Source organism: Pseudomonas sp. DSV-1 (assembly GCF_035830915.1).
Classification (GTDB): Bacteria; Pseudomonadota; Gammaproteobacteria; order Pseudomonadales; family Pseudomonadaceae; genus Aquipseudomonas.
The window spans coordinates 4,646,483-4,661,977 of record NZ_JAYMYG010000001.1; the positions used below are offsets into that span (position 1 = coordinate 4,646,483).

Below are 15,495 nucleotides of genomic sequence, written 5' to 3' on the forward strand. Positions count from 1 at the left end.
AGCCAGCAGGCAAGCCTTGAGTAAAGCAGAACGTGGCTGCGTCTTGAACGCGCACAGCAAAAAAGCCCAAGCGACAGGCTTACACAGCACATTCCTCGAAAAATCTACCGATGCTGTAACAGCCATTCGGTCAATCAAACATGCAGACGCAAAAAAGCCGGGAATTTCCCGGCTGCCGCATCATACACCCGTTTTCTAAAAGGATCACCCCGCGAGGCCATTTGACCGCCCGGCGGAGTGAAAGCAGGGTCTGTGATGAACATGCCAACCCTTCTGAAAACAGTGTGGGAGCGGGCTTGCTTGCGATGGCATCAACTCGATTTAGCAGACATACCGAGTTGTTTGCATCGCGAGCAAGCCCGCTCCCACAGGTTTCAAGCGTTTTTACTACTGTGCAGGCTTGGATTTTTCCAGGTAGCGGAAGAAATCGCTGCTTGGGTCCAGAACCAGTACGTCGCTCTTGTTCGCAAAGCTTTCGCGGTAAGCGCGCAGGCTGCGATAGAACTTGTAGAACTCTTGATCCTGACCATACGCCTTGGAGTAGATCGCAGCAGCCTGGGCATCACCATCACCGCGTGACTCTTCGGACTGGCGATAAGCCTCGGCCAAGAGTACGCGGGCCTGACGATCGGCGTCAGCACGAATGCCTTCTGCCAGCTCGTTACCCTTGGCGCGGTGCTCACGAGCTTCACGCTCACGCTCACTGCTCATACGCTCGAACACGCTGCGGTTAACTTCCTTCGGCAGGTCGATAGCCTTGACCCGAACATCGAGAACTTCGATACCCAGCTCTTTTTCAGCCATTTTGTTCAGCGATGCAGTCAGTTCTGCCATCAGCGCATCGCGCTCACCGGACACAACTTCGTGCAACGTGCGCTTACCGAACTGGTCACGCAGACCCGATTCGAGACGACGCGACAAGCGCTCGTCAGCAACCTGCTTAAGACCCGAAGTCGCAGCGTAGAAGCGACCCGCATCTTTCACACGCCACTTGGCGAATGCATCAACCATTACTGCTTTCTTTTCCAGCGTCAGAAAACGCTGAGTCGGTGCGTCCAGCGTCATCAAGCGGCCATCAAACTTGCGCACCTGGTTGACGTAAGGAATCTTCACATGCAGACCCGGCGGAACATCGTCCTGCACCACACGGCCAAAGCGCAACATAACCGCACGTTCGGTTTGTGAAACGATGTAGAAGCTGTTCCAGGCAACAATCGCCACGACAACGGCAACAATAAGGGCGATCAGCGATTTATTGCTCATCAGCGACTCTCCCTGGTACGCGGTGGTGTCGGCATTTCCGACTTGGCATGGGATGCCGAGTCGTTATTGCCCGCCGCAGCTGCCGAACCCGTTGCCGGGTTGCTGCCATTACGGCCTTCTATCATTTTGTCCAATGGCAAGTACAGCAAGTTGCTCTGGCCGTTTTTGTTGCCGGTCACGAGTACTTTGCTGGTGTTGCTGAAGACATCCTGCATGGTGTCCAGGTACAGACGATCACGCGTTACATCCGGAGCCTTGCGATACTCGGCAACCAGTTTGGTAAAGCGGTCGGCTTCACCCTTGGCACGAGAAATCACTTCATCACGATAGCCGTTCGCGTTTTCGATGATGCGCTGGGCCTGACCGCGCGCTTCCGGCACCACGCCATTGGCGTAGCTTTCTGCCTGGTTGCGGGCACGCTGCTCGTCTTCACGGGCACGGATCACGTCATCAAAGGCTTCCTGTACTTCACGCGGTGCCGCTGCGTTTTGTACGTTGACCTGAGTGACGGTGATACCGGTCTTGTAGGTATCCAGGAAGCGCTGCAAGCGTTCCTTGATGTCTACAGCCATCTGCTCACGACCTTCGGTCAACACCTGATCCATCGCCGTGGAACCCACGACGTGACGCAAGGCGCTTTCGGTAGCCTGTTGCAAGCTGACTTCCGGTTGATCAACGTTCAACACGAAATCACGCAGGTTGCTGATTTTGTACTGCACGGTCAGCGGTACTTCGACGATGTTCTCGTCTTCAGTCAGCATTTGACCCTGCTTGGTGTACGCACGCTCACGCGTCACGTTCTCCATGTACTTTTTATCGAACGGCGGGAAGTAGATGTTCAGACCCGGCCCAACGGTGTCGTAGTACTTGCCCAGGCGCAGCACGACGGCTTGCTCCTGCTCATCGACTACATAAACAGCGCTGTACAGCCAGGCAGCCGCCAGTACGACAAGGCCGATGCCGAGCAGGCCGTAACCGGCGCCCTTGCCATTCGAACCACCATCACTGCCGCTACCGCCAGTACGTTTTTTCCCACCACCGAACAACCCATTCAGGCTTTCCTGCAGCTTTCGGAAGGCCTCGTCGAGATCTGGTGGTCCCTTGCGGTCGCCATTATTAGGGCGTTTTCCACCCCAAGGATCTTGATTATTCGAGTTGCCACCCGGCTCATTCCAAGCCATAGCGCTCTCCATCTGATAAAGCAAAGACGCGCCCACGGCGCGCCGACCAATGCTACAGAATGCCTATCACAGCGGCACAGCCGCTTTGCGAGGCTTTTATTGCAAAGTGTGTTCTTCGATGAATTCCAGCGGCTGCATCCCTTCGCGGCTGACCAAGCGATTCAACTCGGCTCGCGGCAGGCGTACGTCCAACAGACTGGAGCCCTCATCGTCATGCTCTTCCTTTTGCACAACCCCCAGTTCGAAGAACTGTGCACGCAGTCGAGCAAAACGTTGCGGCAAGCGCAAGGTGCCAACAAACAAATCATTGCCCAGCAACTCGGCGATGGCCTGTTCAAGCAACTCCAACCCTTGACCATCACGGGCCGACAACCAGACCCGCTGCGGCTTGCCATCGGCATCACGCTGGATCTGCGGCTCGACACCTTCAAGCAAATCGATTTTGTTGTAGACCTCGAGAATCGGCAAGTCCTGCGCACCAATTTCGCCCAGCACCACCATCACCTGCTCGATCTGAGCCATGCGCTCAGGTTCGTGCGCATCAATCACATGCAGCAGCAAATCGGAATTGCTCGACTCTTCGAGCGTAGACCGGAAAGCTTCAACTAGCTTGTGCGGAAGATGGCGAATGAAGCCCACGGTATCGGCCAGTACGATCGGCCCCAGATCGCCCAGATCAAGGCGGCGCAAGGTCGGATCGAGCGTGGCGAACAACTGGTCAGCGGCGAATACGTCAGAGCCGGTGACCTTGTTGAACAGCGTGGATTTGCCGGCGTTGGTATAGCCCACCAGCGACACCGTAGGAATATCGGCGCGCTGGCGGCCTCGACGGGATTGCTCCCGTTGACTGCGGACTTTTTTCAGGCGGGCTTTGATCTGGCTGATGCGTACACGCAACAGACGGCGGTCGGTTTCGAGCTGGGTTTCACCCGGCCCGCGCATGCCAATGCCGCCACCCTGACGCTCAAGGTGAGTCCAGCCACGCACAAGACGCGTGCTCATGTGGTCAAGCTGGGCCAGTTCGACCTGCAGCTTACCTTCATGGGTACGGGCGCGTTGAGCGAAGATATCGAGAATCAGCCCGGTACGATCAAGCACGCGACACTCGAAAACTCGTTCGAGGTTACGTTCCTGACTGGGCGTGAGCACGTGATTGAAAATCACGATGTCTACCTTCTCGGCCTTGACCAGGTCGCGCAACTCCTCGACCTTGCCACTGCCAATCAGGTATTTGGCCGATGGCCGATGACGCGGCACGTTAAAAAACGCGACGGTATCGGCGCCAGCCGACACAGCTAACTCCTGGAACTCCTGCGGATCTTCGCGCGCCTCAGGGTCCTGTCCTTCCAAGTGAACGAGGATTGCTCGCTCACCACCACCGTGGCGCTCAAAGAACAAAGGATGCTCCTATTTAGGCGTTACCTGGTTCAGCGTCTGCCAGATCCGATTCAGTTGCGCTAGGCAGACGAATTGGACGTACTGGTACGACTGTCGAAATTGCGTGTTTGTAAACCATTTGGCTGACGGTGTTTTTCAGCAGAATCACGAACTGGTCGAAAGACTCGATGGTCCCCTGCAGCTTGATCCCGTTGACCAGGTAGATGGAAACGCCAACCTTCTCTTTACGCAAAGTATTCAAGTAAGGGTCTTGTAGCGAATGCCCTTTTGACATATGCCGCACTCCTGTAAGGATAAAAAATAGAAACAAAAATTAGATGACCGCTGTCGCCACATCCATAGGATAGACGGCATTTGCCAAGACTCAGCTCAATATGGAGACCGATTCCAGGTATTTCAAGGCTCGTGGCAGATTGTCGCAGTCCAGACTGTCCAGCCAATGCAGGTCGTCCCAACTGCGCAACCAGGTGAACTGACGCTTGGCCAGCTGGCGCGTGGCAATGATGCCGCGCTCCTGCATCTGCGCCGCTGTCAGCTTGCCGTCCAGGTAATCCCAGACTTGGCGGTAACCTACAGCACGTATAGACGGCAACCCGGCATGCAGGTCACTTCTACGGCGCAGGCTTATGACCTCGTCAATGAACCCCTGTTCCAGCATCTGCCCGAATCTTAGTGCAATTCGCTCATGCAGCACCTGACGGTTCGCCGGAGCGATGGCCAGATTCGCGACAGTATAGGGCAATTGGCTGTGCCCAGAAGCCGCTGCTTTAGTCGTTTGCTCAGATTGTTTTTGCCGGTGGGCCGTCACACTCATGCCGCTGACCCGATAAACCTCCAGCGCCCGCGTCAGACGCTGAGGATCATTGGGGTGAATCCGCGCTGCAGACTCCGGGTCGATGGCCGCCAGCTGGTCGTGCAAGGCTTGCCAGCCAAGGCGCTGAGCCTCTTCTTCGAGCTGCGCACGCACCTCGGGATCGGCCGGGGGCATGTCTGCCAGGCCGTCGATCAGTGCTTTGTAATACAGCATGGTGCCGCCCACCAGCAGCGGAATATTGCCGCGCGCGGTGATTTCGGCCATTGCCTTGAGTGCGTCGCGGCGAAAATCAGCTGCCGAATAGCTCTCAGCCGGGTCGAGAATATCGATCAACTGATGAGGGTGGGCAGCCAGAATTTCTTTCTCCGGCTTGGCCGTACCGATATCCATACCGCGATAGACCAGTGCCGAATCGACACTGATCAGCTCGCACGGCAGCACCTTGGTCAGCTCGATGGCCAGATCGGTCTTGCCGGCAGCCGTCGGCCCCATCAGAAAAATGGCCGGGGGTAAAACGTTGGAACCTGTCATCAGCGACCGCGCAAAAAGAGTTTGTCCAAGTCGTCCAGGCCCATTTGGGTCCAGGTGGGACGACCATGATTGCACTGACCACTGCGCTCGGTGTTTTCCATGTCACGCAACAGGCCGTTCATTTCCGGGATCGCCAAACGGCGATTGGCCCGGATCGCACCGTGGCAGGCCATGGTGCCAAGCAGCTCATTGAGATGCGCCTGAATCCGGTCACTGGTGCCGTATTCCATCAGGTCGGCCAGTACGTCATGGACCAGGCGCTGAGCCTCAGCCTGCTTGAGCAGGGCCGGGATCTGGCGGATAGCCAGGGTTTCCGGGCCAAGGCGCTGCAGCTCAAAGCCCAGGCGCTGGAACCACTCGGCGTGCTCTTCTGCACAGTCGGCTTCACGCTGACTGACCGCAATCGATTCCGGCACCAGCAGCGGCTGACCACTCAAGCCTTCGCTGGCCATGGCGATTTTCAGGCGCTCATACATGATGCGTTCGTGGGCCGCGTGCATATCCACCAGCACCAGTCCCTGGGCGTTTTCGGCAAGGATATAAATGCCCTTGAGCTGCGCCAGCGCAAAGCCCAACGGCGGGATATCGCCCTGCCCGTCCGGCAAGGGTGCAGCATTGGCCTCGGGCAATGGCGCGAAAAACTCGCGATAGGCATTGCGCGCTTCTTCGACAGGAACCGAAGGCGTCGAAGACTGCGGCCGGTACTGATACTGATAACCCGCCCCGGCCCCCGAGCCTGCAACATGCGGGTTCGGCGCAGCTTGCGGCTGCTCCAGTACGTTGGCTGCCAGACGCATTTCACCTTGCGGACCAAACTCACCGGCGTCGAGCCCCGTAGGGCGTTCGGCACCGGGCACAGGCGCAGGAGCGGCCAGTTGGTCTTCCGGACGCACATCACCCAAGGCGCGATGCAACGTGCCATACAAAAAGTCATGCACCATGCGCCCGTCACGGAAGCGCACTTCGTGCTTGGTCGGGTGGACGTTGACGTCGACAACCGAAGGGTCGACTTCAAAAAACAGGACAAAGGTCGGATGACGACCGTTGAACAGCACATCGCGATAAGCCTGGCGCACCGCATGGGCCACCAGCTTGTCGCGTACCGCACGGCCATTCACATAGAAATACTGCAAGTCAGCCTGGCTGCGCGAGAAAGTCGGCAGACCCACCCAGCCCCACAAATGCAGGCCATTGCGCTCGATCTCGATCGGTAGCGCCTGCTCCAGGAACGCCGAGCCGCACACCGCCGCCACACGTCGGGCGCGGGCAGTATCGTCCCGGGCTTCATGCAGATTGAGGATGGTTTTACCGTTGTGTCGCAAATTGAACGCCACATCAAACCGGGCCAGCGCCAGGCGCTTGATCACTTCTTGCAGATGATCGAATTCGGTTTTTTCGGTTTTAAGAAATTTTCGCCGCGCCGGGGTATTGAAAAACAGGTCACGTACTTCAACCGAGGTGCCGACCGGATGTGCCGCCGGTTGCACCCGGGGTGCCATGTCGCGGCCTTCAGTCTCGACCTGCCAGGCCTGATCGGCACCACGGGTGCGCGAAGTCAGGGTCAGGCGGGCAACGGAGCTGATGGAAGCCAGGGCCTCACCGCGAAAACCCAGGCTCATCACCCGCTCAAGGTCTTCAAGATCACGAATCTTGCTCGTGGCGTGACGCGCCAGTGCCAGCGGCAAGTCGTCGCTGGAAATACCGCTGCCATCGTCACGCACCCGTAGCAGCTTGATCCCGGCCTGCTCCACATCCACGTCAATGCGCTTGGCGCCCGAGTCGAGGCTGTTTTCCAGCAACTCTTTGATCACCGATGCCGGACGCTCAACCACTTCGCCAGCAGCAATCTGGTTGGCCAGGCGCGGGCTGAGCAGTTCAATCCGCGCGCTGCTGTTCAAGACGCCGTCACTCATTATTGAGCCGCCAGGGCGGTGGCCGGAATGTTCAGGTTTTGGCCGACTTTAAGCTCATCGGTTTTCAGGCTGTTGCTCGAACGCAGCGTCGCCACACCCACTTGATAACGCACGGCAATCATCGCCAGTGTTTCGCCGGGACGGACCGTGTGTTCACGGGCGCCCTGGGCAATTTTGCCCGTGTCACGCAGCCAGGCGATATACGTGCCCGGTGGCGGGTTTTGCTGGAAGAACTGACGCACGCCGCTGCTGATCGAACGCGCCAGCGCTTGCTGGTGGCTGCTCGACGCCAGTTTCGAAGCTTCGTTGGAGTTCGAGATAAACCCGGTTTCGACGAGGATCGATGGAATATCCGGCGACTTGAGCACCATAAACCCGGCCTGCTCCACGCGCTGCTTGTGCAGCGGTGTCACCCGACCGATGTTGCTCAAGACCTTTTGCCCCACGTTCAGGCTGGACGTCAGCGAAGCCGTCATCGACAGATCGAGCAATACACCCGCCAGCATGCGGTCCTTGTCGTCAAGGCTCACATTGCCCGCGCCGCCGATCAAGTCAGAACGGTTTTCGCTGTCTGCCAACCAGCGCGCAGTCTCGGAAGTCGCACCTCGCTCGGACAAGGCAAACACCGAAGCACCAAAGGCGGCCTTGGACGGCGCGGCATCGGCGTGGATCGACACAAACAGGTCGGCGCCCTTTTTGCGGGCGATTTCGGTACGGCCACGCAACGGAATAAAGTAGTCGCCGGTGCGCGTCAGCTCAGCCCTGAAGCCTTTCATGCCATTGATCTGGCGCTGCAGCTCTTTGGCAATTGCCAGCACCACGTCTTTTTCCCGCTGGCCTGCAGAGCCCGAGGCCCCCGGGTCTTCACCGCCGTGGCCGGCGTCAATGACGACCACCACACTGCGTTTTCCGCTCGGAATCGGCGGCAACTTGACGTCAGGCTGGGCCGGAGTGACCGGAACCACAGGCACCGTCGCCACATTGGTGGCAGGCAAGCTCGGAGAGAGGTCGGCACCCTGGTCATACAGGTCAACCACCAGACGGTTACCGTACTGGGCATTCGGCGCCAGCACGAAGCTCTTCGGAGTCACCGCCTTTTTCAGGTCGATCACCACGCGCAAATCCGTGGGGGTACGTTGCGCCGAACGCATGCTGGTAATGGGCGTATTGGCGGTTTGCACATTCAACGGGCCGGCCAGGGTCGCACCATTGATATCAATCACCAGACGGTCAGGGGCTGTCAGCGTAAACACGCTGTGCTGCACCGGGCCGGTCAGATCAAAAACCAGTCGTGTGTTGTCCGGCGCCCGCCACAAACGTACGCTTTTGACCTGTGTCGCCGCCAAAGCGTTGACCGCCATGACACTGAGCAACACACCCACCACACTTACTAACGCGCGAAAGCGCATACCAAACCCCATCATTATTTGTATTCCGGTGCCAATGCGGCACACCAAGACTCGCCACGTGAACCTTGGGGCGTCAGCTTCAGCAAACGCCCGGTGTTGTGCGGGCTAATGGTAATGGTCAGGTCAGGCTTTGGCAAAAAGCCTGCACCTTTATCGGGCCATTCAATCAAGCATAGGGCGTCTTCGTCGAAATAATCGCGAATCCCCATATATTCGAGCTCTTCAGGGTCGACCAGACGGTACAGATCAAAATGAAAGGCGCGAATATCGCCAATTTCATAAGGCTCAACCAACGTAAAGGTCGGACTTTTAACCGAGCCGGTGTGCCCAAGGCCGCGAATCAAGCCTCGTGACAGGGTGGTCTTGCCCATCCCCAGATCACCGTCCAGAAAGATCAGGCCATGACCTTGAGTCACGGTCGCCAGGCGCGCGCCAAAGGCGGTCATTGCCTCTTCATCGTCCAGTTGCAGTGTTATTTCGTGCACGGTGCGTGTTCCTCCAACAACTGACGAATGACTGGAATCAAATCACTGGCCGCCAGCCCACGGCCCAATTGTCCCTGTTGTTCTCCGGCGCGGGCATGCAGCCACACCGCCAGGCACGCCGCATCGAAGGCGCTCATGCCCTGGGCCAGCAGCGCGCCAATCACGCCTGCCAGCACATCCCCCAAACCGGCCGTAGCCATGGCAGGGTGTCCCTGATTGCAAATGGCCAATTCACCGTCCAACCCTGCAACCAGAGTGCCTGCTCCTTTAAGGACGCAGACCACTGAATATTTTTTAACCAGCGCTCGGGCCGCTGCCGGGCGATCTGCCTGTACTTGCCCGGTACTGATGCCCAGCAACCGCGCGGCTTCGCCCGGGTGCGGGGTGATCACCGAGCCGGACGCCAGCCCAATGACTGCGTTGGACAACAGATTCAGCGCATCGGCATCCCACACCTGAGGCATTTTTGCCTGCGCAGCTGCCGACAACAGACTACGCCCCCAGGGGGCCTGCCCCAAACCCGGGCCCACCACAACCACCGAAGCCTGCGCCAGCACACCCATCAACTGATTGGCTGACGACACGCCAAGTGTCATCACTTCAGGCACCTGCACCAGAGCGGCCGCCACGTGCTCGGGACGCGTGGCCAGTGATACCAGGCCAGCGCCACAGCGTAGTGCAGCCTGGGCACTCAGGGTAATCGAGCCGCCAAACCCGCGATCCCCACCCACCAGCAGCACATGGCCGAACTGGCCTTTGTGGGCGCCTGGGGCCCGCACAGGCAGTCGCGGCAGGTTATCTGCGCAAAGGGCTTTGGGGTCAGCTAAAAGGTGTTTGGTCTGCGGCATACGTGTCGGGCTCCGATGTCTGGCAGAATTATACGCATCTCAGCTCCGGTTTCTCTTGCCTCATGCCTGCTATTACTGCCGACCTCCCCGCTCTCGCTCAGTCCATCAAGGAATGGGGCCGCGAGCTGGGCTTTCAACAAGTCGCCATTGCCGGCCTCGACCTTGGAGAACACGAACACCATCTGCAACGCTGGCTCGATGCTGGCTACCACGGCGACATGGACTACATGGCTGCCCACGGCAGCAAGCGTTCGCATCCCGAAGAACTGGTCCCCGGCACATTGCGCGTGGTGTCCCTGCGCATGGACTACCTGCCCGGCGACACCCACATGGCGCAGCTGCTGGCCCAGCCTGAAAAAGCCTACGTGTCGCGCTACGCCCTGGGTCGCGATTACCACAAGCTGATCCGCAAGCGCGTGCAGCAACTGGCCGACCGCATCCAGAAAGACATCGGCCCGTTTGGCTTTCGCGCCTTTGTCGACAGCGCCCCGGTCCTGGAAAAAGCCATTGCGCAGCAGGCTGGCCTGGGCTGGATCGGCAAAAACACTTTGGTGCTCAATCGCAAGGCGGGCAGCTATTTCTTCCTGAGCGAGTTGTTTGTCGACTTGCCGCTGCCGGTCGATCCTCCCCACGAGACAGAGCACTGCGGACGCTGCACTGCCTGCCTGGACATTTGCCCCACCAATGCCTTTGTCGGCCCCTATGTACTGGATGCGCGCAAGTGCATTTCGTACTTGACCATCGAGCTGAAAACCGCGATCCCCGAAGAGCTGCGCTCAATGATCGGCAACCGGGTGTTCGGGTGTGATGATTGCCAGATTGTCTGTCCGTGGAACCGTTTTGCCCGCACTACGGCAGAAGGCGACTTCAAGCCAAGGCACAACCTGGACAACGCCGGGCTGGCCGAGCTGTTTATGTGGGATGAAGACACGTTCCTGAGCAGCACCGAGGGCTCCCCTCTACGCCGGGCAGGGTACGAGCGCTGGTTGCGCAATCTGGCAGTGGGGCTGGGCAATGCGCCGTCGACGATCCCGGTGCTTGAAGCCTTGAAGGCGCGGCGCGACTACCCGTCCGAGCTGGTGCAGGAACATGTGGAGTGGGCGCTGGCACAACACGCCAAGCGCGCCTGACCACTCCCGCAATTGCTTAATGCTCGTCGTTGTAAACGAACTTGGGCATTTCCCAGTTAAAGCGGATCGCCAACAAACGCAGCAGTAGCCCGCCGAACAAGGTCACGAAAATAGCCTGCTCGTTGGGCATTTCGAGCCAGGTACACAGCAAGAAACACCAGGCTGCGGCAAACGATACGCTGGCGTACAGCTCGCGACGGAAGATCAGCGGGATGTCGTTGCAGAAGATGTCCCGCAGGATGCCGCCAAATACCCCGGTGATGACCCCGCTCACCGAGGCCACCAGCATGCCTTGGCCCATTTCCAGCGCAGTCATGCAACCAATCAGGGTAAACGCTACCAGCCCCAGGGCATCGAGCACCAAAAACAGCGAGCGCAAATGGCGCATTAATGGCGCGATAAAGATCGTCACCAGCGCGGCAAAGGTAGTCAAGACCAGGTATTCCGGGTGTTTGACCCAGGTCAGCGGGTAATGCCCCAACAGTACGTCGCGCACCGAGCCGCCGCCTAGCGCCGTGACACAGGCAATCAGCACCACGCCGAACCAATCCATGCCCCGACGCCCGGCAGACAGCGCCCCGGTCATGGCTTCGGCAGTAATGGCAACTAAATAGAGCATCAGCAACATGGCAGCGATCCTTGCAAGAAGGCGCGCAGTCTACTCTCAGTTGGCATTGGCACCAAAAGGGGGCGTAACTTTGTAGTCGCTGCCGAAGGCTGCGAACCTGAGATCTGAACAGCTCGCAGCCTTCGGCAGCGACTACAACGTTACGATCAGAATTTGATGAAATGCTTGCGGTAGTGCTGCAGTTCGGCGATCGACTCGCGAATGTCGTCCAGCGCAAGGTGCGTGCCTTTCTTCACCAGGCTGTCGCGCACTTCAGGTGCCCAGCGCGCGACCAGTTCCTTGAGCGTCGAAACGTCCAGGTTGCGGTAGTGGAAGTAGCTTTCAAGCGCTTTCATGTGGGTGTACAGGAAGCGGCGATCCTGACAGATGCTGTTGCCGCAGATCGGCGACTTGCCTTTGGGTACCCACTGTTCAAGAAACGCGATGGTTTGCGCCTCGGCTTCGGCCATGGTGGTGGTGCTGTCTTTGACGCGCTGGGTCAGGCCACTGCCACCGTGGGTGCGGGTGTTCCATTCGTCCATGCGGGCCAGCACTTCATCGCTGTGGTGGATGGCGATGACCGGACCTTCAGCCAGGGTATTGAGGTTGCTGTCGGTAACGATGGTGGCCATTTCGATAATGACGTCGTTGTCAGGGTCCAGACCGGTCATTTCCAGGTCGATCCAGATCAGGTTCTGCGCGTTTTGCATAATGGCCTCCAGTGCTTGGTTGCGCAGTTTAGCTTAGGCGTGCAGCCCTCGTGCTAAACTCGCCTGCGTTTACCCTTCTTATCGTTTTATCAACACGGAACACCCATGGCCAAACGCCAGCTCAATCGTCGTCAGAATTGGCGCATCGAAAAGATCCAGGGCGAGCGCGCTGCCCGCGCCGCCAAACGCGAATCCAGTGCCGTCGAAGCGCTTGAGGGCGGCGATTTAGGCCCCGAGCAACTCGGCCTGGTGATCGCGCACTTTGGTGTGCAGGTCGAAGTCGAAGCCCAGGAAGGCGAGCTTAAAGGCCAGATGTTCCGCTGCCACCTGCGCGCAAACCTGCCCGCACTGGTGACCGGCGACACGGTTGTATGGCGCGCCGGCAACCAGGGCATCGGCGTCATCGTCGCCCAACTGCCGCGTAAAACCGAACTGTGCCGCCCGGACAGCCGTGGTCAGCTCAAGCCGGTCGCTGCCAACGTCGACATGATCGTGATTGTGTTCGCGCCCATGCCCGAGCCCCATGCCAACCTCATCGACCGTTACCTGGTCGCCGCCGAGCACGCGGGGATTCGTCCGCTGCTGCTGCTCAACAAGGCTGACTTGATCGACGATCAAAACTCACCGGCGCTCAATGCGTTGCTGGGGGTTTATCGCCAGCTGGGTTATCCGGTGCTGGAAGTGTCGGCGCACCACGGTGATGGCATGCAGCAGTTGCAAGCGCAACTGGACGGCCATATCAGCGTGTTTGTGGGTCAGTCGGGCGTGGGCAAGTCGTCCTTGGTCAACAGCCTGCTGCCAGAGGTCAACCTGCGGGTCGGGCCGCTGTCGGAAGTCTCGGGCCAGGGCACACACACCACTACCACGGCGCGGTTGTTCCACTTCCCGGGTGGCGGCGAGTTGATCGACTCACCGGGTATCCGCGAGTTCGGCCTGGGCCACGTGAGCCGGGCCGATGTCGAGGCGGGCTTTATCGAGTTCAACGACTTGATCGGCACCTGCCGCTTCCGCGACTGCAAACACGACCGCGAGCCTGGCTGTGCATTGTTGATGGCCCTGGAAGATGGCCGCGTTCAACAGCAGCGCATGAACAGCTATCGCTCGATCATTGCCAGCTTGCCCGAGTCGAGCTACTAAGCCACGTAACGATGTAGTCGCTGCCGCAGGCTGCGATCGGGCCCGAAGGGGTCGCGCTTTTCAAGAGCGAAGGTCCTTCGGCCCTTATCGCAGCCTGCGGCAGCGACTACAAGGTTACGGTGCCTTGTCGTCAAACAGATTCAGCTTCTGGCGCTCTTCATGCATCGGCAGTGGCTGTTTGTCGGCGGGCAACTGGATCGGATCGATCGCAGCCTTGGGCAACTCCTGGGCCTTAACCGGCTCCACACCCTGCTCACCTTCAATCGCCTGCTGGGCCTTTTTGGTCAGCACCACGATGTCAATTCGACGGTTGATCGGGTTATAGGGGTTGGCCTTGTCGAACAGCACTGACGACGCATACCCCACCACCCGCGCAATCTGCGCATCAGGGTAGCTACCCGCCACCAAGGCACGCCGGGCCGCATTGGCACGGTTGGCCGACAATTCCCAGTTGCCGTAATCGCCACCTCCCGCATAGGGCATGGCATCGGTGTGGCCGCTGATGCTGACTTTGTTCGGCACCGCTTTGATCGTGTCGGCCATGGCCAGCAAAATATCTTCGAAGTAAGGCTTTAGCCGCGCGCTGCCCACATCAAACATCGGGCGATTTTCGGCGTCCATGATCTGGATCCGCAAACCGTCCGGAGTGATTTCAAACAGCAACTGATCCTTGAATTTACGCAGTTGCGGGTTTTCTTCGACCTTGTTCTGCAACTCCTGAAGCAGCAGTTCGAGACGTTCTTTCTCGACCTGCTCCGCCATGTTTTCAACCTGATCGGCATCGACTTTGATCTTGTCGGGCTGAGGCTGCAGTTTCTCTTCGGGATTGAGGGTGTTGTCCGGCGCCAGCGCGGGCGTGCCGCCCAGGTCGATGATGTACGGTGTGCCGCTTTCGCTGAAACCGATCGGGTCTTTGAAGTAGCCGCCAATGGCGATCTTTTGCTCTGGCGTGGCGGCCGTCATCAGCCACATCACCAAAAAGAACGCCATCATCGCCGTGGCGAAGTCAGCAAAGGCAATTTTCCAGGCGCCACCGTGATGGCCTGCGGCGTAGCGCTTTACGCGCTTGATGATGATGGGCTGGTTGTTTTCCATAACTCAGCGACCGCGAACCACTTGTTCAAGCTCGGAAAAGCTCGGTCGATGCTTGGGGTACAGCACTTTACGACCGAACTCGACGGCAAGCGACGGCGGCATGCCCGAGGCCGAGGCCACCAGGGAAGCCTTGATCGACTCGTAAACGTTGATTTCTTCCTTGGCATCGTGGGCCAGGGACGTCGCCAGCGGACCGAAGAAGCCATAGGCGGCCAAAATACCGAAGAACGTCCCCACCAGCGCGGCACCAACGTGCATGCCGATTGCGGCCTGATCGCCCTCACCCAGCGAGGCCATCGTCACGACAATACCCAGCACCGCCGCCACAATGCCGAAACCGGGCATGCCGTCGGCGATCCCGGTCACGGCATGGGAAGGATGCTCCAGCTCTTCCTTGAGGTTGAAAAGCTCCATGTCAAACAGCCCTTCGAGCTCGTGGGGCGCCATGTTGCCCGACGACATGATGCGCAGGTAATCGCAGATAAACGCCGTCATGCGCTCATCCTTAAGGACAGTGGGGTACTTGGAGAAGATCGGGCTGGCGGCCGCGTCTTCAATATCGCTTTCGATGGCCATCATGCCTTCGCGGCGACTTTTATTGAGAATCTCGTAAACCAGCCCCAGCACTTCCAGATAAAAAGCGTGGGAGAAGCGTGATCCAAACATGCTGAGTGATTTTTTGATCACGTGCATGGTCATGTAGCCGGGGTTGGCTTGCAGGAACGCGCCAAAGGCCGCCCCACCGATGATCAAAACCTCGAACGGCTGAATCAACGCACCGATTTTGCCGTGAGAAAGCACGTATCCGCCAAGCACACTCGCGAACACGACAATGATGCCGATAATTTTAGCCATAGATAAAAAGTACTTACTGAGTCGGGTTCAAGGTCATATTCCAGCGAAGCTAAAACTCTTCTTCTCCTTATCGGCGAATCTGCGCCAGACTATAGCCGGCAAAGCCGAAAATCCATTCG

The 15,495-nt window shown here is 58.6% G+C and carries 15 protein-coding genes; 2 read left to right on the forward strand and 13 right to left on the reverse strand.

The window, feature by feature from the left end:
- Positions 1-387: 387 nt before the first annotated feature.
- The 9 genes from hflC to VSQ83_RS21680 form a co-directional block, all read right to left on the reverse strand.
- The gene (gene hflC / locus VSQ83_RS21640) at positions 388-1,263 is read right to left on the reverse strand and encodes a protease modulator HflC (RefSeq protein ID WP_133076640.1); all 876 of its coding nucleotides are present in this window, start codon (positions 1,261-1,263) and stop codon (positions 388-390) included.
- Positions 1,263-2,444: an FtsH protease activity modulator HflK gene (gene hflK / locus VSQ83_RS21645; RefSeq protein WP_133076641.1), complete on the reverse strand. Its 1,182-nt coding sequence runs from the start codon at positions 2,442-2,444 to the stop codon at positions 1,263-1,265. Before hflK ends, hflC begins: the two co-directional genes overlap by 1 nt.
- Positions 2,445-2,540: 96 nt before the next feature.
- Positions 2,541-3,842, reverse strand: coding sequence for a ribosome rescue GTPase HflX (hflX, locus tag VSQ83_RS21650; RefSeq protein WP_133076642.1), 1,302 nt, complete (start codon positions 3,840-3,842; stop codon positions 2,541-2,543).
- 13 nt (positions 3,843-3,855) lie between these two features.
- On the reverse strand, positions 3,856-4,116 hold the full coding sequence (gene hfq / locus VSQ83_RS21655; protein ID WP_016783304.1) for an RNA chaperone Hfq: 261 nt from the start codon (positions 4,114-4,116) through the stop codon (positions 3,856-3,858).
- 90 nt (positions 4,117-4,206) lie between these two features.
- On the reverse strand, positions 4,207-5,187 hold the full coding sequence (miaA, locus tag VSQ83_RS21660) for a tRNA (adenosine(37)-N6)-dimethylallyltransferase MiaA (RefSeq protein ID WP_133076643.1): 981 nt from the start codon (positions 5,185-5,187) through the stop codon (positions 4,207-4,209).
- Positions 5,187-7,100 carry a DNA mismatch repair endonuclease MutL gene (gene mutL, locus VSQ83_RS21665; protein WP_442800244.1) on the reverse strand — a complete coding sequence of 638 codons (1,914 nt, stop codon included), beginning with the start codon at positions 7,098-7,100 and terminating at the stop codon, positions 5,187-5,189. The genes miaA and mutL overlap by 1 nt, the downstream gene beginning before the upstream one ends.
- Entirely contained in the window at positions 7,100-8,521 is a 1,422-nt protein-coding gene (locus VSQ83_RS21670) for an N-acetylmuramoyl-L-alanine amidase (protein ID WP_219262197.1), read from the reverse strand. Before VSQ83_RS21670 ends, mutL begins: the two co-directional genes overlap by 1 nt.
- A gap of 2 nt (positions 8,522-8,523) precedes the next feature.
- Entirely contained in the window at positions 8,524-8,994 is a 471-nt protein-coding gene (gene tsaE / locus VSQ83_RS21675) for a tRNA (adenosine(37)-N6)-threonylcarbamoyltransferase complex ATPase subunit type 1 TsaE (RefSeq protein ID WP_048360336.1), read from the reverse strand.
- Complete coding sequence (locus tag VSQ83_RS21680) at positions 8,982-9,842, reverse strand: NAD(P)H-hydrate dehydratase (protein WP_133076645.1); 861 nt, start codon at positions 9,840-9,842, stop codon at positions 8,982-8,984. Before VSQ83_RS21680 ends, tsaE begins: the two co-directional genes overlap by 13 nt.
- A 62-nt stretch (positions 9,843-9,904) precedes the next feature.
- Between VSQ83_RS21680 and queG the strand changes: the two genes are divergently transcribed.
- On the forward strand, positions 9,905-10,972 hold the full coding sequence (gene queG / locus VSQ83_RS21685) for a tRNA epoxyqueuosine(34) reductase QueG (protein WP_326397250.1): 1,068 nt from the start codon (positions 9,905-9,907) through the stop codon (positions 10,970-10,972).
- A 16-nt stretch (positions 10,973-10,988) separates the two neighbouring features.
- Here queG and VSQ83_RS21690 read toward each other — a convergent pair whose 3' ends face one another.
- Both VSQ83_RS21690 and orn read right to left on the reverse strand, forming a co-directional pair.
- Complete coding sequence (locus VSQ83_RS21690; protein WP_133076647.1) at positions 10,989-11,600, reverse strand: trimeric intracellular cation channel family protein; 612 nt, start codon at positions 11,598-11,600, stop codon at positions 10,989-10,991.
- Positions 11,601-11,746: 146 nt separating this feature from the next.
- Positions 11,747-12,289, reverse strand: a complete 543-nt coding sequence (orn, locus tag VSQ83_RS21695; RefSeq protein WP_133076648.1) for an oligoribonuclease — start codon at positions 12,287-12,289, stop codon at positions 11,747-11,749.
- 105 nt (positions 12,290-12,394) lie between these two features.
- Between orn and rsgA the strand changes: the two genes are divergently transcribed.
- Positions 12,395-13,426, forward strand: coding sequence for a small ribosomal subunit biogenesis GTPase RsgA (gene rsgA / locus VSQ83_RS21700; protein WP_019826259.1), 1,032 nt, complete (start codon positions 12,395-12,397; stop codon positions 13,424-13,426).
- Positions 13,427-13,540: 114 nt separating this feature from the next.
- Here rsgA and motB read toward each other — a convergent pair whose 3' ends face one another.
- Both motB and motA read right to left on the reverse strand, forming a co-directional pair.
- Positions 13,541-14,521 (reverse strand): flagellar motor protein MotB, encoded by a 981-nt coding sequence (gene motB / locus VSQ83_RS21705; RefSeq protein WP_326427498.1) that lies wholly within the window; start codon positions 14,519-14,521, stop codon positions 13,541-13,543.
- A gap of 3 nt (positions 14,522-14,524) precedes the next feature.
- On the reverse strand, positions 14,525-15,376 hold the full coding sequence (gene motA, locus VSQ83_RS21710) for a flagellar motor stator protein MotA (protein ID WP_219262136.1): 852 nt from the start codon (positions 15,374-15,376) through the stop codon (positions 14,525-14,527).
- Between the last annotated feature and the right edge of the window lie 119 nt (positions 15,377-15,495).